This window comes from Shewanella sp. NKUCC05_KAH (genome assembly GCF_019345585.1).
In the GTDB taxonomy this organism is placed as follows: Bacteria; Pseudomonadota; Gammaproteobacteria; order Enterobacterales; family Shewanellaceae; genus Shewanella; species Shewanella oncorhynchi.
Genome location: NZ_JAHKQZ010000019.1, coordinates 59,326 through 74,415, shown reverse-complemented (window position 1 = coordinate 74,415; position 15,090 = coordinate 59,326). Strand labels below are relative to the sequence as shown.

The window sequence follows — 15,090 nt, the reverse complement described above, 5'->3', positions numbered from 1 at the left end:
ATAGTCACTACCGCTGGAGACAGTAAAATGAAGATGACACTCGATACCGAGCTCAATGTCGCGCCAGATTTAAACTCTGAGCAACGTCAGCTAAGTGAGCAACAGGCGCAATTGCGACAACGATTTGAACAACAAGCTGATTTAATGCCAGCGCAGCTCGCCAGTGAATTAGGCATTGCCGAGCTCGAAGTGGTTGCAGCGCTGCCGCCCGAACAAGTGGTGTTTGTTCCGTTAACTCAGCTCGATACCTTACTGCAAGCCTTACCCAAATGGGGAAAGTTAACCACTATTGTGATGTTATCTGGCAGCGTATTTGAATTTAAAGGAGATTTCCCCGAGGGAAAATACGCCCACGGTTATTACAACCTCTACAGCAAGGGGGACGGTTTGCATGGTCATCTCAAATTAGATGCCATGAGTGGTATCGCTTTGATCAGCAGACCTTTTAGAGGCAGCGAGAGCCATTCGATTAACTTTTTCGGCAGTGAAGGTGAGGTGGTGTTCAAAGTGTATTTAGGCCGTGATAAACAAAGAGCACTGTTTCCTGAGCAAGTTCGCCAATTTAAAGCGCTCGCGACAGCCTTTGCCTCGGTGCAATCACACCTCTGAATTGCAGCATTAACAAAAGTATTAAGGAAAACAGTAAATGAAGCCTGAAATTACCGAACAAGAACAGCGTTTAAGAGACAAACTCTTACCCGAAATCGAAGCCTTTAAACAGCAGCGCGAGACCTTGCAACTAGCCACCATTGGTACAGATGGCCAGCCGAATGCGAGCTATGCGCCCTTCGCACTGGCAGATGATGGTTTTTATATTTTGGTGAGTGACTTAGCCCGTCACGGTCATAATTTAAAGCACTCATCTAAGGTCTCTGTGATGTTAGTTGAAGACGAAACTGCGGCCAAATCGGTTTTTGCCCGCAAGCGTTTAACCTTCGATGCGATTGCCGAGGCAGTGCCCCGCGATACGCCCGACTTCAGCAAAGGTGTTGGTGTGTTATCGGCACGTTTTGGCGAAATGTCCGATAACCTTGCGGCGTTAACCGATTTTAACTTATATAAGCTCGCGCCCCATCAGGGTCTTTACGTCAAAGGTTTTGGCCAAGCATTTAGCCTGAGCGGCGCAGAGTTGTTAGATGTGGATTGGAAGCGCGATGGCCACCACGGCACGCCAAAAACGCCGGAAAACAAGCAAGTCGCTTAAGCCGCGTCAAGCTATTGTAATAAAACAAACCCGCACTCGCTGCGGGTTTGTTTTATGCTTTTCTTTTGAGTAAAACCACACAGCCCTTGAATTCCACTGCAAGAGGTAGCATCTCACTTATATGCTTTAAGTAATGCTGCGCGGTTAACGGCTGCAGATGATCCCATTCATGCTGATGTTATATTTGAATTGCCTTACCTACCTCAAGGATGCCACCCGTGACCGAGCCTACAGCTGAACTCGCCAAATCTTCCGAACCCATTAAAGCGGGGGCTGAGCCATTGCCCGAAAAGTTAATTCCAGTCACGTCTACAACAAGCGCTGATACATCAAAGGCTAAATGGACCTCGGCGCAGCAAAGATCGGTATTGCCTTGGATTATGGGTTTTCTTAAACCCTACAAACTGAAAGTTGTCGCGGCGATTATCTGCTTGATGATAGGGTCGCTCGCTTGGTTATCATTGGGCCAAGGTGTGCGCTTGATGGTCGATGAAGGCTTTGTAAGGGATAATGCGCAGCGGCTGAATGAAATCATACTGTTAGTGCTCGGAATTACCGCCGTCAGTGGCACAGCTGTGTTTTGCCGCTTCTACTTGATGACTTGGCTTGGCGAGCGGGTCAGCGCCGATATTCGTCTAACGGTTTACAATCAACTGCTTAAACTCTCTCCCGCCTTTTACGCTAAGGTGCGCACTGGTGAAGTGATCTCCCGTTTTACCGCCGATTCTACTTTGCTACAAACTGTGGTGGGTTCGAGTCTGTCCATGGCGCTGCGCTCTAGCGTAACTGTGCTTGGTGGTTTAGTCATGATGGGTATCACTAGCGTTAAGATGACATTGCTGGTGTTGTTGGCTGTGCCCTTAGTGTTAGGGCCGGTGATCTTTTTCGGCCGTAAAGTCCGTACGCTGGCGCGAGAAAGCCAAGATAGGGTTGCCGATCTCGGCGCTTATGTTGATGAAACGCTTCATGAAATCCATACGGTGCAAGCCTATGGGCATGAAGATAAAGACCGTAGCTTGTTCAATCGCCGCGTCGAAGATGTCATGTCTGCGGCCAGTGGCCGGATCCGTTACCGTGCCTTGCTGATCTCAACTGTGATGTTTTTAAGTATCGCCGCGATTGCTATGGTGACTTGGGTTGGTGCCCACGATGTGATGGTGGGTAAGATGACGGGCGGTGAGTTATCTGCCTTTATGTTTTACGCTGTGATGGTCGCGGGCGCAGTGGCGACGATTAGCGAAGTGATAGGCGAAATTCAGCGGGCTTCTGGCGCCGCCGAACGTTTAATCGAACTGGCTGAAACACAAGTGGATATTCCCGTTGCAACTCATCCTGTGACTTTGCCCGCCAAGGTCAGTGGCGAGTTAATGATTGAAGGACTCAATTTTGCCTATCCAGAGCATGATGCCTTAGTGCTAAAAAAGCTCAATATGGCTATTGCCGCGGGTGAGCGGGTTGCCTTAGTCGGGCCAAGTGGCGCGGGTAAAAGTACCTTGTTCCAGTTATTGCAACGCTTTTATGCGCCTAGCGCTGGCAGTATTCGACTGGAAGGTATTGATATTGCCAATCTTCTGCCACAGGAGTTGCGGTCGCAGTTTGCTCTAGTGCCGCAGGACTCGGTGATTTTTGCGACTAGCGTACTTGAAAACGTGCGTTATGGTCGAGTCGATGCCACCGAGCAAGAAGTGATAGATGCCTGTATTGCGGCCCGTGCCCACGAGTTTATTAGCGAGTTTACTGAAGGTTATCAAACCTATTTAGGTGAGCGTGGTGTGCGGCTTTCTGGTGGACAAAAGCAACGTATTGCCATTGCGCGGGCGATTTTAGCCGACAGACCGATATTGTTACTCGATGAAGCAACCAGCGCCTTAGATGCGGTAAGCGAGCAGAAAGTGAAGCAAGCGTTGGACGTATTGATGGCGGGTAAAACCACCTTGATTATTGCCCATCGCTTATCGACGGTAATCAATGCCGATAGGATTTTTGTATTTGATAAGGGTGAGGTTGTCGCCTGCGGTCGCCATCAAGAGTTAATGCAATCTAATGCGTTATATCGTGAATTTGCCAGTCTGCAATTGTTAACCGAAGAGGCCAATGCCAGCACCTTGAATGAGACCATTTAGGTAAAATAAAACCCAGTTGCTAGCTGAAACGCTCAGGCTAGCTTACTGGGTTTTTATTGTGTTTTTGTTTCTTAGCTTTGCCTTTAAATGCGGTTTTTAAGCTTTATCTTTTAGCTCGCGGCGCAGAATTTTGCCTACGGTACTTTTAGGTAATTGCGTCATAAATTCAATGACTTTTGGCAATTTATAGGCGGTTAACTGCTCGCGGCAATAGGCTAGAATGGCCTCTTTAGCCTGTTGATGATCTTGGCTATCATCCTTTAGCACAATAAAGGCTTTAACCGCTTCGCCCGAGTGCTCATCTTTTACTCCCACCACGGCGCATTCGATCACATTAGGGTGGCTTGCTAGGACGTTTTCCACTTCGTTGGGATAGACATTAAAACCTGAGACTATGATCATATCTTTTTTACGATCAACTATTTGGTGGAAACCTTCTGCTGTTGCTATGGCAATATCCCCAGTTTTAAAGAAGCCCTCTTGAGTCATAGCATTGGCGGTTTCCTGCGGATTATTCCAATATCCCCGCATGACTTGTGGGCCGCGTGCAGCTAATTCTCCGGCCTTACCTAAGGGCACTTCAATGTCGTTTTCATCTAAGAGTTTAACCTCAGTGCCAATCACAGGTTTACCAATAGTGCCTAGTTTTTGATAACCGGGTGCATTGAGTGAAATCACCGGCGAAGTTTCAGATAGCCCATAACCTTCACTGATCATGTTGCCTGTCGTCTGTTGCCAAATGTTGGCCGCAGCGGCCGTCAGTGCTGTGCCGCCCGAGATGGTGATTTTTAAATGGCTAAAATCGAGTGCTTTAAACTCGGGTTGATGGCATAGGGCGACAAACAGAGTATTGAGTCCTGCAAATCCAGTGAAGGGATATTTGGCGAGTGTCTTAATTAAGCCGCTAATATCCCGTGGATTTGGAATTAATACCGAGCAGCCGCCACACTCGAAATACAGCACTAAGTTCACCATAAACGCATAAATATGGTAAATCGGTAGCGGTGCAACGAAGATATCTTCTCCTTCGGTGATCACGCTCGCGATGCGGGATTTTACCTGCGCCGCATTAGCGAGCATATTGCCGTGGGTCAACATGGCACCTTTAGATAATCCAGTGGTGCCGCCCGTATATTGCAACGCCGAGAGGTCGTCGAGATTTGAGATAAATCGGCTAAAGGGGAGTTCTGCGCCTTGTTTTAAAATTTGGCAAAACTCCACATTCTTCAGGCCTGTCTTAGGCTGTACGTGCGGATCGATCAAATCTAAAGGGTGGGTTGAAATGACGTATTCTATTTTGGTGCTGTCGATGACTTTGGCTAAGGTCGGTAATAGATCGGATAACACCACGATCGCTTTGGCACCAGAATCATTGAACTGATGGATGAGCTCACGCTCGGTATATAGGGGATTAGTGTTAACTAAGATAAGCCCAGCCCTGATTGCGCCGTAGGCCGCGATGACAAATTGGGTGATATTAGGCAATTGAATGGCGATGCGATCGCCCGGTTTGAGTGTGGTCGTATTTTGTAAATAGGCGGCAAAGTAACGAGAATCGCGTTCTATCTCGTTAAAACTGCTGGTTTTACCGAGACAGGCATAGGCGGGTTTATCACCGTAACGCAGGCTGGTTTTCTCGATCAGATCGACCAGTGATGAGTAGTTTAGTTTGAGTTGAGAGTCTTGATCGTATGCCATGCTGAACTACCTCAAAGATGATGTTTATTAGTTGTTATTATTTTGGAGTTAAACAGGTGTTTAGATTAGAGGGTGTTAGCACTAGAGGTCAATGCTTATCGCGAAAAACATCTTTATGCCAATAACGGTATCTTTATGTAACAAATAGTATTTTTACTCTAAAGCTAAGTGCTTAACTATAGCTTAGTTATCTTAGAATCTTAGTTATCTAATGAACCACAAAACCTAAATAAGAGTTGAAGGAAAGACAATTTAAAATTTGTAACCGTTATGTTTCTAAGGATTAAGATTAAATGTGCTCAATTTGCTTTGTCTATGCGCCGTTTAACGGGGAAATTTTCAGCTTTGTAGGCGTTTAAGGTTTAATTCCGATGTATGAGACGTTAAAGATCTGGTTGTCTTTGGGGATGAATATCTGCCTTTAACCGGCGCTTGAGTTGATTCCTCAAGCGCCGATTGGCTAGTTAATTTGATGATGACCAATGTTACGGTAACTCATATTAAGCGCTAAAAGCTTAGTGCTAAGGACTGAAGAATCCGGTTTCTTGGCTCACTTGTTGTGTTGGCTGTTTAACATCCGTCACCGAGAATTGGATAATTTTGCGCCCCGAGGGGATGGCATCCTTATCGGCTAATACTGTGACGGGATAGTCCACTTGTTCACCCGCTGCCAAGGTAATAATAGGATCGGCAATCAAGCTAAAGGGCATTTCACTGTCGACGGCGAGTTGATATTGCTTAGTATCTTGTGTCTTGTTGCGGATCTTCAGCTGATAGGTATTTTCAACTTTATTATCCGAGGTTTCACGGTACAAGCTTTGACGATCACGGATCACGTTAAGCTGGATCTCGCTGCGGCTATTTAAGTCTAACCCTATGACGATAAACATGATAATGACCGCTGCACCGTAGCCTAAGAAACGCGGCGAGCGCCAATAGGAGTAATTCACTCCCTTAAGATCATTTTCACTCATATAGCCGATAAGATTCTGCTTGTAATCGAACTTCAACATAGTCTCATTACAGGCATCGACACAGGCGCCACAGTTAATGCACTCATATTGCAAGCCGTTACGAATATCTATCCCTGTCGGGCAAACTTCGACACACAAATTACAGTCAACACAGTCACCTAAAGTATGGTTATCTTGATTGTTCTCTTGTTTACGTTTGCGAGGGCCACGGGCTTCACCGCGCTGTGCATCATAGGTCACGGTTTTAGTGTTGGCATCGAACATCACAGCTTGGAAACGTGAATAGGGGCAGCAATGTAAGCACATTTGCTCGCGCATCCAGCCCGCATTGAGATAAGTACAAATGGCGAAAAACCACACCCAGCTTGTCACCCAGAAGCTGGCATTACCCGTCAAGATGTCCACATAAAGTTCGCGGGCGGGAATAAAATAACCGATAAAACCACAGCCAGTGAGCAGAGCTGTTAGACCCCAAAGTAAGTGTTTTGCACTTCTTTTACCGATTTTACTGCTAGACCAAGGGGCTTTGTCGAGCTGCTTACGTTTATTACTGCTGCCTTCGATGCGCGTTTCTATCCACACATAGATAAAGGTCCACGCCGTTTGTGGGCAAAGGTAACCGCACCAAACACGGCCCCAAAATACGGTAATGAAAAACAGACCGAAGGCGGCGGCGATAAAAATCCATGCCAGCAAGGTAAAGTCCTGTGGCCAGAGCGTGATACCAAAGAAAAAAAACTGTTGTTGGCTGATATCTAACAGTATTGCTTGGCGGCCATCAATAGAGATAAACGGCAAGGCGAAAAACATCACGATCAATAGGCTATTCATCATGGTTCGCAGGCGCTGAAAATCACCTTTTTGCTCACGGAAATGGATATTGCCAGAGGGGAGACGACTCTTTGCTGCGGTTTCAGTAGAGAGGTTTTTAACCGGAATGTGTAGCTCTACTGAGGCAGGTTTCGCGCCCACACTCTTATTTACACTTGGAGAATTTGGGGTAACTTCGCTCTTGGGCATAAAGGGTCCTAACGGCTTAAATAAGATTCGCCTCCCTATAGCAAGCGCTAGGCCAAGTTTTGAATGATTCAACCTTATGATATATATGGTTATTTTGTGATTAAAGCCAGATAAAGATCACGATATATCACACATTGGCGATATATCGCGTTTTTAGTGTGCTCGTTTTGAATTAGATTTCACTCGATTGACGCTGGATCCCCAGTTTTTTCATTCGCGATCTCAGTGTACTTGCGGGCACACCGAGGACATTCGCTGCGCCGAGTGGGCCGGATATGCGCCAGTTTAAGCGCTTAAGGGTTTGTTCTATATGCAGCGCTTCCGCTTCCGCTAAGGTTTGCCCTTGGGTTTGAGCTAAGGGATTATTGCTCGGCATAGCGTGGATCTGCAGAATATCTCCTTGGGATAGAATGGCTTCGCGTTCGAGGATATTTTGCAGTTCGCGCACATTGCCGGGCCAAGTATAAGCCATGAGTTTTTGTAGCCCTTTTTGGCTCACTCCACGAATTTTTTTACCTAGTTTACGATTCAAGTTGTGCAGAATATGGCTGACGAGTTCGGGAATATCTTCGATTCTTGCGCGCAGTGGTGGTACTTGAATAGGGAATACATTCAAACGGTAATAGAGATCCATCCTAAATAATCCCTGTTCGACTCGCTTGAGTAAATCGTGGTGACTGGCGGCGACTAAGCGAATATCCACTTGAATGGTTTCGCTGCCACCGAGACGTTCAAAGGATTGTTCTTGGATGACTCGCAGTAGTTTTGATTGGGCTTCTAAACTGAGTTCAGCGACTTCGTCGAGGAACAGTGTGCCTTGATGAGCAAGTTCGAAGCGACCTTTACGGCGGCTTGTGGCGCCAGTAAATGCCCCCTTCTCGTGACCAAAGAGTTCACTTTCTAGTAAAGATGCCGAAAACGCGGCACAGTTGACACTGATCATGGGTTTATCTTTGCGGCGACTGAGCTGATGTAAGTTACGGGCAACGAGTTCTTTTCCTGTGCCATTTTCACCACAAATGAGCACAGTACTGTCGGTATTGGCCACCATGTGCAATTGCTGGATCATATGGCGGATCACTGTACTGGCACCCGAAATATCCACATCACCCGTTTTGTCTGCCAACTCTGCCTGTAGATAATGATTTTCAGAGGCGAGTCGCTCCGAGAGTGCTTGTACTTGGGCTAGGGCTTGGCGTAATGACTGCTCTGTTTGTTTTTGAATACTAATGTCGCGAAATATCGCGACTACGCCAATCAGTTGATTGTCACGGTAAACAGGGGTGGAACTGTAATGAACGGGGAAGCTACTGCCATCTTTACGCCAAAATACATCGTGGGTGATTTCTCGGGTGATACCATCCTTTAAGGTGTTGTAAATTGGACAATCCTCTTGGGGATAATGACTGCCATCTGCATGGCTGTGATGATGGCAGTTATGGATGTTTTTACCGAGTAGCTCTTCATTCTTCCAACCCGTCATGCGTTCGGCTGCCGGATTGATAAACACCGCATTACCGCTTAAATCAAATCCATAAATACCTTCGCCGACAGCGTTGAGCAGTAACTGGTTTTCCGGTAAGAAATGCTTATCTATCGATTTTTCATTATTGACTGAAATCTTATTAGTCATCTGTCTTACTCTGGTTTTGGCGGTATTTTCTGAGTATACCTTAAGTACTGTGACGCGATATATCGTGTTTTTGATTATGCCCTTTAAGCATTTTTTCTTTGGTGATTTTTCTGCTCACACTTTTTGCCGTTCGAGTACATTTTACTTGGTGCCATACTCTAAAAAATATTTTCATCTAAGAAATTGATATAAAAGATAAATGACTAATATTCATCCAAAAGTCTGATTTAACATTGGATATTGTTTTATTTGTGTTATAAAAATGTTTGTGTAATGTGATTTTGCGTTGGCCGTGGTAGCAAGGTTTAGGGACGAGAATCGCACAAAGCAGGTCAGGTATTCTAAAAATAATAAGCAGTTGGGATGAATATGATGACCTCAAAGAAGCAGAAGTTTGGATTAAGTGCAGTGAGTTTGGCGATTACTCTAGCCTTGTCTGGTAGTTTAATCAGTCCGCAGGCAATAGCAGAAGAAGATGAGACTGCTGTTAAAAATGAGAACGTTGAAAAAATTGCAGTTGTAGGGTCCCGTGCTGCGCCACGCTCAATCGGCGATTCCCCCGTTCCTATTGATATTATTAGTAGTGACGACCTTAAAAAGAATGGTTCGACTGACATGATTGATATGTTAGTGACTTCGGTGCCATCGTTTAACTCACGCGCTCAACCCATTAGTGATGCAGCAACCTTAGTTCGTCCCGTTAATTTAAGGGGTTTGCCATCAGACAGTACGCTAGTGCTAGTCAACGGTAAGCGTCGTCACCGTGCATCTGTGATTGCGTTCCAAGGTGGTGGTATTAACGATGGCGCTCAAGGTCCTGATATCTCAGTTATTCCTGGTTCTGCATTAAAGCAAGTTGAAGTGTTGCGCGACGGCGCTGCGGCGCAGTATGGGTCGGATGCGATTGCCGGAGTCATGAACTTTGTTTTAAAAGATAATTCCGAGGGTGGTTCCATCACTGTGACCCAAGGAGAATATTACGAGGGTGATGGTGCTACGACTACGGTCGAAGGTGATGTCGGTTTACCTGTGACTGAAAATGGCTTCGTCAATTTGAGCTTCCAGTATAAAAATGCTGACTCCACTAGCCGTAGTGTGCAGCGTCCTGATGCGGCTAACTTAGCCGAGCAGGGTAATACCGCGATTAATGACCCTGCACAAGTGTGGGGTAATCCTGAGATTAATGATGACTATTCAGTGTTCATTAACTCAGGCTTAGACATTAATGCCAACATGCACGCTTATGCCTTTGGTAATCTGTCCTCCCGCGATGCCGTGGGAGGCTTCTATTATCGTTACCCGCAAAATCGTAGCAATGTGTATTCCAATGATGGTGGCCAGAATTTACTTGTGGGCGCTGTAAATGGTGATCCATCAACATGTGGACTCGTACCTATCCCTAAAAATGCTGATGGAAGTGACGGCAACGTACTCGACACTGATGCATACAAGGCGATGGTTGCCGACCCAAATTGCTTTGCTATGAACCAGATATTTCCAGGTGGCTATACGCCACAGTTCACCGGCACCATTGAAGATATGTCCTTCTTCGCAGGTGTAAAAGGCGATATCGGTGAATGGAATTATGATTTCAGTGCCGGTACTGGGGCGAACAAAGCCAGTTTTGGTCTTAAAAATTCGTTGAATCCATCACTGGGATTAGATACCCCGACGGATTTCGATACGGGAGCTTACGAGCAAGTTGAAACTACCGTTAACCTCGATTTCTCGCGCTTCATAACCTTAGGAGGCATTGAAGACATTAGTTTCGCTTCTGGTTTTGAATGGCGAAATGAGTCGTTTGAGATTTCTCAAGGTGATGAAGCCTCGTGGATTGCAGGCCCTTATGCTAACCAAGGTTTCAACATTGGTGCGCACGGTTTTAAAGGCTTTGGCCCAGAATCTGCGGGTAAAAACTCTCGCCACAATATCGGTATTTATACGGATTTAGAAGCTTATTTAAGTGATGACTGGTTACTCGGTTTAGCACTGCGTTACGAAGACTTCTCAACCTTTGGTGATACGTTAAATTACAAATTGACGTTGCAGTATTCTGCAACGGATGAATTGTCGTTCCGCGCCTCACACAGCACTGGCTTTCGTGCGCCAACGGTTGGCCAAGAAAACGTGGTGAATACCCAGACATCGATCATCGATGGTGAATTGATCCAGACCTTTATCGCCCCTCCAACCGATCCGCTTGCGGCATTTTACGGTGGTGAAGTGCTAAAGCCTGAAGAGTCAATAAGCTATGCGTTAGGTGCAGTATATGAATACGAAAGCTTTTTCTTAACGGTCGATTACTACAATATTGCCGTTGAGGGCCGTATTGCGCAGTCGAGTAAGATTGATGTTGAAGCTAAAGATTATGATGCGCTACGTGCAGCTGGCGTTGAGTTCCCTGAGTTGATCCAAGGCGTGAGCTATTACACCAATGACTTTGATACTACGACTCAAGGTATCGATATCGTCGCTTCCTATGATGCGGAAATCCTATCGGGTAATGCTAAGTTCAGTCTTGCCTATGGTTGGACCGATACCAGCGTTGATAAGTTTGATCTTAAAACGACCGATGCGGGTAAAGTTCGTCGTTTAGAAGATGGTATCCCCGCACATCGTGCCACCTTAACTTGGGCACAGTCATGGGACAAGTTAACCCTGTCACTGCGTGGTAACTATTTTGGCGAGTACTATGCGACTCATGCTGACGATACCTCTGATTGGGGCTCTGAAATGGCTGATGCTGCGGTGACCGTCGATCTTGAAATGAGCTATCAATTACTTGATGGCTTAACGCTGGCGGTGGGGGCTAATAATCTATTTGATCAAGAAGCGCAAAAGCTGAAAGAAGGGACCTTGGGTGAACTCGGTGGCGTTTATTATGAAAGTGGGCCATTCGATTACAACGGCGGTTTCTACTATGGTCGAGTGAATTACCGTTTTTAATGAGTAAGCCAATTTATAGAAGCGATTTCTAACCCACCTTTCAAGAAATTTGGCTTTTATAAATAGAAGTGAAGTAAGCAAAAAGGCTGCAATGCAGCCTTTTTTATTCGTATTTGACTCGTCCTAAATATGGTTTAGTGCTTAGTTACGATTCGTTTGCGCGGCAACTAAACCATTTAACACATCACTCATACTGAGTTTTGACGGCAAGAGAATCCCATTAGGGGCGCTTGGACCATAAATTTTATTGTAGGGCGTGCCGGGCACTCCTTCGTGGCGCATATAGGTTTCAATCGTTTTATTCGCCTCACTCCAGTTACCTTGCATCAGAATGATATTGTCGGCCATCAAGGCATTTACAATTTGCTCCCTGTGGGTGACTTCCGCTTTATTCGTTTGGCAGATGGTGCACCAATCAGAGGTAATATCGACAAAGACGGTATAGCCTTGGGCAACCAGAGGCGCGATTTTCTCTGGGGCTAAGGTGTGCCATTGTAGTTTTTGATAGGCTTGGTAATCCTCGCTTTTGTGCACAAATCCAATAATAGCACTGAGTCCTAAGGCGAAAAATCCCAGCACAAAAATCACCGTCAGTGGTATGGTTTTACCTTTTTGTCTTTGCCAAAGCAGCAATAAGATCGCACCTATTAATAGGCAAAGAATAAAAATACTGGTCAGCGTTATAGTGTTCATAAAATTTCCTGATTGAGAATCGCCTTTGTGATAATAGCGATGAAGGCTTAGGTATTAAGGTTTGGCTATAAAGACTTAGGTTAGCGCTAATCTTAGCGGTTAACGGCTTAAATCAGTGTGAATTTATGGGATTATCGCATTTGGGGTTCTCTTAAATAACTGTTCATTTATTGAAAATGGATTTATTAGCGTTAACGCCTTGATGGCGCGATGTTAGAATAGCAAGCAAGTTTAAGGCCCAGCAGTGGGCTTTTTTATTCGGCGAAAGGTGTCATCAATGAGTTGGAGTACTTGGTTAGGTTTATTGGCTATTTGTTGTTTGGGGGCTATGTCGCCGGGCCCAAGTTTGACTATGGTAGTACGTCATACTTTAGGTGGTGGGCGGGGAAAGGGGATCGTCTGTGCTTGGGCACACTCGATAGGGATTGGGATCTATGCGCTGGTGACGTTACTGGGCTTAGCCGTAGTTCTTAAAAAGGCGCCCTTAGTCTTTAATGGCATTGCGATTCTCGGTGCCTTATACCTTGCTTGGATGGGAGTTCAAGCGCTGCGTTCTAATGGAGGTATGCAAGCTAAATTGGCTGCAGGGGAGGCGACAGATACCTTAACCGCAGCCCGTGATGGTATCGCTATTTCTTTATTCAACCCTAAGATAATGCTATTTTTTCTTGCGTTATTCAGCCAATTTGTGATGGTCGCCGACAGCATGACGGCTAAAGCATTAATTGTTTTTACACCGTTAGTGGTCGATGGTCTTTGGTACACCTTGATAGCCTTATTGCTATCCCACTCGAGTGTGTTGCCTAAATTGAGAGAGAAAGCGGGGGTAATTGATAAGTTATCCGGCGTAGTATTAATATTGCTGGCGATCCGTGTGGTGTACACACTTTAGTGATCTATCTAAAATTATTGGTTTTAAATAACAAACACGCCATCAATCGATGGCGTGTTTGTTGATGGCTATGCATTTAAATCAAGGCGTGATTAGCCTTTAAACATTTGCACAGAATTATCAGCTTCTTCTGCCACACTTTCTTGGATAATGGGTGGATTGGCAATGTGGTCGTCTAAGTTGTCACTCAGCATTTCTTTGAATTCACTGCTAAACCATTCTAATGCGCTCTCTTTTTCAGCACCGAGATCCGCTGATTTAATCGCGGCTTCGAAGGCATTAAAACGTGCTGCGGCAAAACGGAGTGCTGTGCCAACTTTACCTACATCTGCTTCTTGTTGGCTTAGCTGATTGGCTAAGGCAATAAACTGATCGGCAAGTTCGTAAATGGTGGTGCTGCTCGTGTCGGTCATGGCGTTCACTCTAAAAAAGTAACAGATTAAAGTTCGATTCTAACTTAATTGGTGTAAGAAGGAATCGTCAGGCATTAACTATTGGGATCTGTGTCGGTAATGACGACTCCTGTATGGGAGTCATAATTAATCGACAGTTTATCGTTTGTTCGATACAAATAAGTGCACTGGCCAGGATCGGTATAACTGGCTTTATAGTCGGTTTCAGTCGCATCAATATTCAAGCGCGAGACACTTGGCTGGGCATTTTGGAATAATACTTCCCATACCGATATACAGTCTTCGACATTATCGAGTGCCGGAGAGGCCTCATTACCATGGATATAGTGTTGTGCTGGCCAACCGAAGGCGTTGAAATCTATTTGTTCGGATTGTGCTGTACCAAATACGGGTAAATCCTCTTTTGGACCTGAGCCCACTTTTACAGCCCATACGGAACGTGCCAGATTGATGGCTGATTTAAAGCCTCCGCCTGCCGCTTTAACGGTTGCAATTTGCGCATCTTGTTGCACATTGATAAATTTTGGCAGGGCCACTACGGCTAAAATACCGAGCACTATGATGACCACCACAAGTTCAATTAAGGTGAAACCCGTTTGATGTCTTTGAATTGATTTATCAGAATGTTGGATCATCATTACGTATCAGAGTGTGCGAGAATGGGCGCACTATATCACTTAATTTCGAATGTTTTAAATTGAAAGTCTTAACGTGAGACCTAGCAGGTTTAGTGGTATTACTTAGCGGCAAGTAAGGTCTGCAAACTTGCCATACCACTATAGGACTTTTAAGCTAACCCGATTATAGAATTGAGGAAGTAAAATAGTGACTCAGGTGACATGGCAAACATTTATCGATGAGCAAAGAGCTTTGCCTTATTTTCAGCAACTAAGCGCATTTGTTGATAATGAACGCAGGGCTGGGAAAGTGGTTTATCCCCCCGAAGTTGATGTTTTCAATGCTTTTAGTATGACGCCCCTTGAACAAGTCAAAGTGGTTTTGATTGGCCAAGATCCCTATCACGGCCCAGATCAAGCCCATGGTTTATGTTTTTCGGTTAAACGCGGGATAAAACCACCGCCATCTTTAGCCAATATGTACAAAGAGTTAGCGACGGATATTGAAGGTTTTGTTGTGCCATCCCATGGTGATTTATCCGCATGGGCGGAGCAGGGGATATTGATGCTCAATACTGTGCTGACGGTTGAGCAAGGCAAGGCGCATTCCCATGCCAAAGCTGGGTGGGAAGTCTTTACGACTGCGGTGCTGGAATTATTAAATCGGCAGACTCAGCCGATTATCTTCGTGCTTTGGGGCAGTCATGCCATCAAAAAAGGTCAAGTGATTAACGCACCGCAACATCAAGTGCTCACAGGACCACATCCTTCACCTTTATCGGCTTATCGCGGTTTTTTTGGTTGTGGGCATTTCTCTCAAGTGAATCAATTATTGCTTGAGCGAGGCGAAACGCCGATCCTTTGGCAGGTTTGATTT

12 protein-coding genes are annotated in these 15,090 nt (G+C 45.5%); 6 read left to right on the top strand and 6 right to left on the bottom strand.

All coding sequences use genetic code 11. From position 1 onward, the window contains the following. Nucleotides 1–33 precede the first annotated feature (33 nt). From hutX to KO533_RS16935, 3 genes are all read left to right on the top strand, one after another. Nucleotides 34–609, top strand: coding sequence for a heme utilization cystosolic carrier protein HutX (gene hutX, locus KO533_RS16945; protein WP_173248680.1), 576 nt, complete (start codon nucleotides 34–36; stop codon nucleotides 607–609). A 37-nt stretch (nucleotides 610–646) separates the two neighbouring features. Continuing rightward, entirely contained in the window at nucleotides 647–1,204 is a 558-nt protein-coding gene (hutZ, locus tag KO533_RS16940) for a heme utilization protein HutZ (protein WP_173246400.1), read from the top strand. Between the two features lie 218 nt (nucleotides 1,205–1,422). Beyond that, nucleotides 1,423–3,327, top strand: a complete 1,905-nt coding sequence (locus KO533_RS16935; RefSeq protein WP_173246397.1) for an ABC transporter transmembrane domain-containing protein — start codon at nucleotides 1,423–1,425, stop codon at nucleotides 3,325–3,327. 96 nt (nucleotides 3,328–3,423) lie between these two features. Here the strand turns inward: KO533_RS16935 and KO533_RS16930 are convergent, their stop codons facing one another. From KO533_RS16930 to KO533_RS16920, 3 genes are all read right to left on the bottom strand, one after another. Continuing rightward, the gene (locus KO533_RS16930; protein ID WP_173246394.1) at nucleotides 3,424–5,025 is read right to left on the bottom strand and encodes an AMP-binding protein; all 1,602 of its coding nucleotides are present in this window, start codon (nucleotides 5,023–5,025) and stop codon (nucleotides 3,424–3,426) included. Between the two features lie 521 nt (nucleotides 5,026–5,546). Continuing rightward, nucleotides 5,547–7,019, bottom strand: coding sequence for a cytochrome c oxidase accessory protein CcoG (ccoG, locus tag KO533_RS16925; RefSeq protein WP_173246391.1), 1,473 nt, complete (start codon nucleotides 7,017–7,019; stop codon nucleotides 5,547–5,549). A 172-nt stretch (nucleotides 7,020–7,191) separates the two neighbouring features. After that, nucleotides 7,192–8,652, bottom strand: coding sequence for a sigma 54-interacting transcriptional regulator (locus KO533_RS16920; RefSeq protein ID WP_105250005.1), 1,461 nt, complete (start codon nucleotides 8,650–8,652; stop codon nucleotides 7,192–7,194). Nucleotides 8,653–9,021: 369 nt separating this feature from the next. Here KO533_RS16920 and KO533_RS16915 point away from each other — a divergent pair, with 369 nt between their 5' ends. Next, entirely contained in the window at nucleotides 9,022–11,598 is a 2,577-nt protein-coding gene (locus KO533_RS16915; RefSeq protein WP_219255297.1) for a TonB-dependent receptor, read from the top strand. 141 nt (nucleotides 11,599–11,739) lie between these two features. On the opposite strand, the gene KO533_RS16910 is transcribed toward KO533_RS16915, so the two are convergent. Beyond that, on the bottom strand, nucleotides 11,740–12,291 hold the full coding sequence (locus tag KO533_RS16910; RefSeq protein ID WP_219255264.1) for a thioredoxin family protein: 552 nt from the start codon (nucleotides 12,289–12,291) through the stop codon (nucleotides 11,740–11,742). 277 nt (nucleotides 12,292–12,568) lie between these two features. On the opposite strand from KO533_RS16910, the gene KO533_RS16905 reads away from it, so the two are divergent. Continuing rightward, the gene (locus tag KO533_RS16905) at nucleotides 12,569–13,183 is read left to right on the top strand and encodes a LysE family translocator (protein ID WP_168825002.1); all 615 of its coding nucleotides are present in this window, start codon (nucleotides 12,569–12,571) and stop codon (nucleotides 13,181–13,183) included. Nucleotides 13,184–13,275: 92 nt separating this feature from the next. Here the strand turns inward: KO533_RS16905 and KO533_RS16900 are convergent, their stop codons facing one another. Continuing rightward, complete coding sequence (locus KO533_RS16900; protein WP_105250001.1) at nucleotides 13,276–13,596, bottom strand: DUF3144 domain-containing protein; 321 nt, start codon at nucleotides 13,594–13,596, stop codon at nucleotides 13,276–13,278. Nucleotides 13,597–13,670: 74 nt separating this feature from the next. Next, nucleotides 13,671–14,234, bottom strand: coding sequence for a prepilin-type N-terminal cleavage/methylation domain-containing protein (locus KO533_RS16895; protein WP_028761538.1), 564 nt, complete (start codon nucleotides 14,232–14,234; stop codon nucleotides 13,671–13,673). A 187-nt stretch (nucleotides 14,235–14,421) separates the two neighbouring features. On the opposite strand from KO533_RS16895, the gene ung reads away from it, so the two are divergent. Further along, entirely contained in the window at nucleotides 14,422–15,087 is a 666-nt protein-coding gene (ung, locus tag KO533_RS16890) for a uracil-DNA glycosylase (RefSeq protein WP_181800850.1), read from the top strand. Nucleotides 15,088–15,090: the final 3 nt, after the last annotated feature.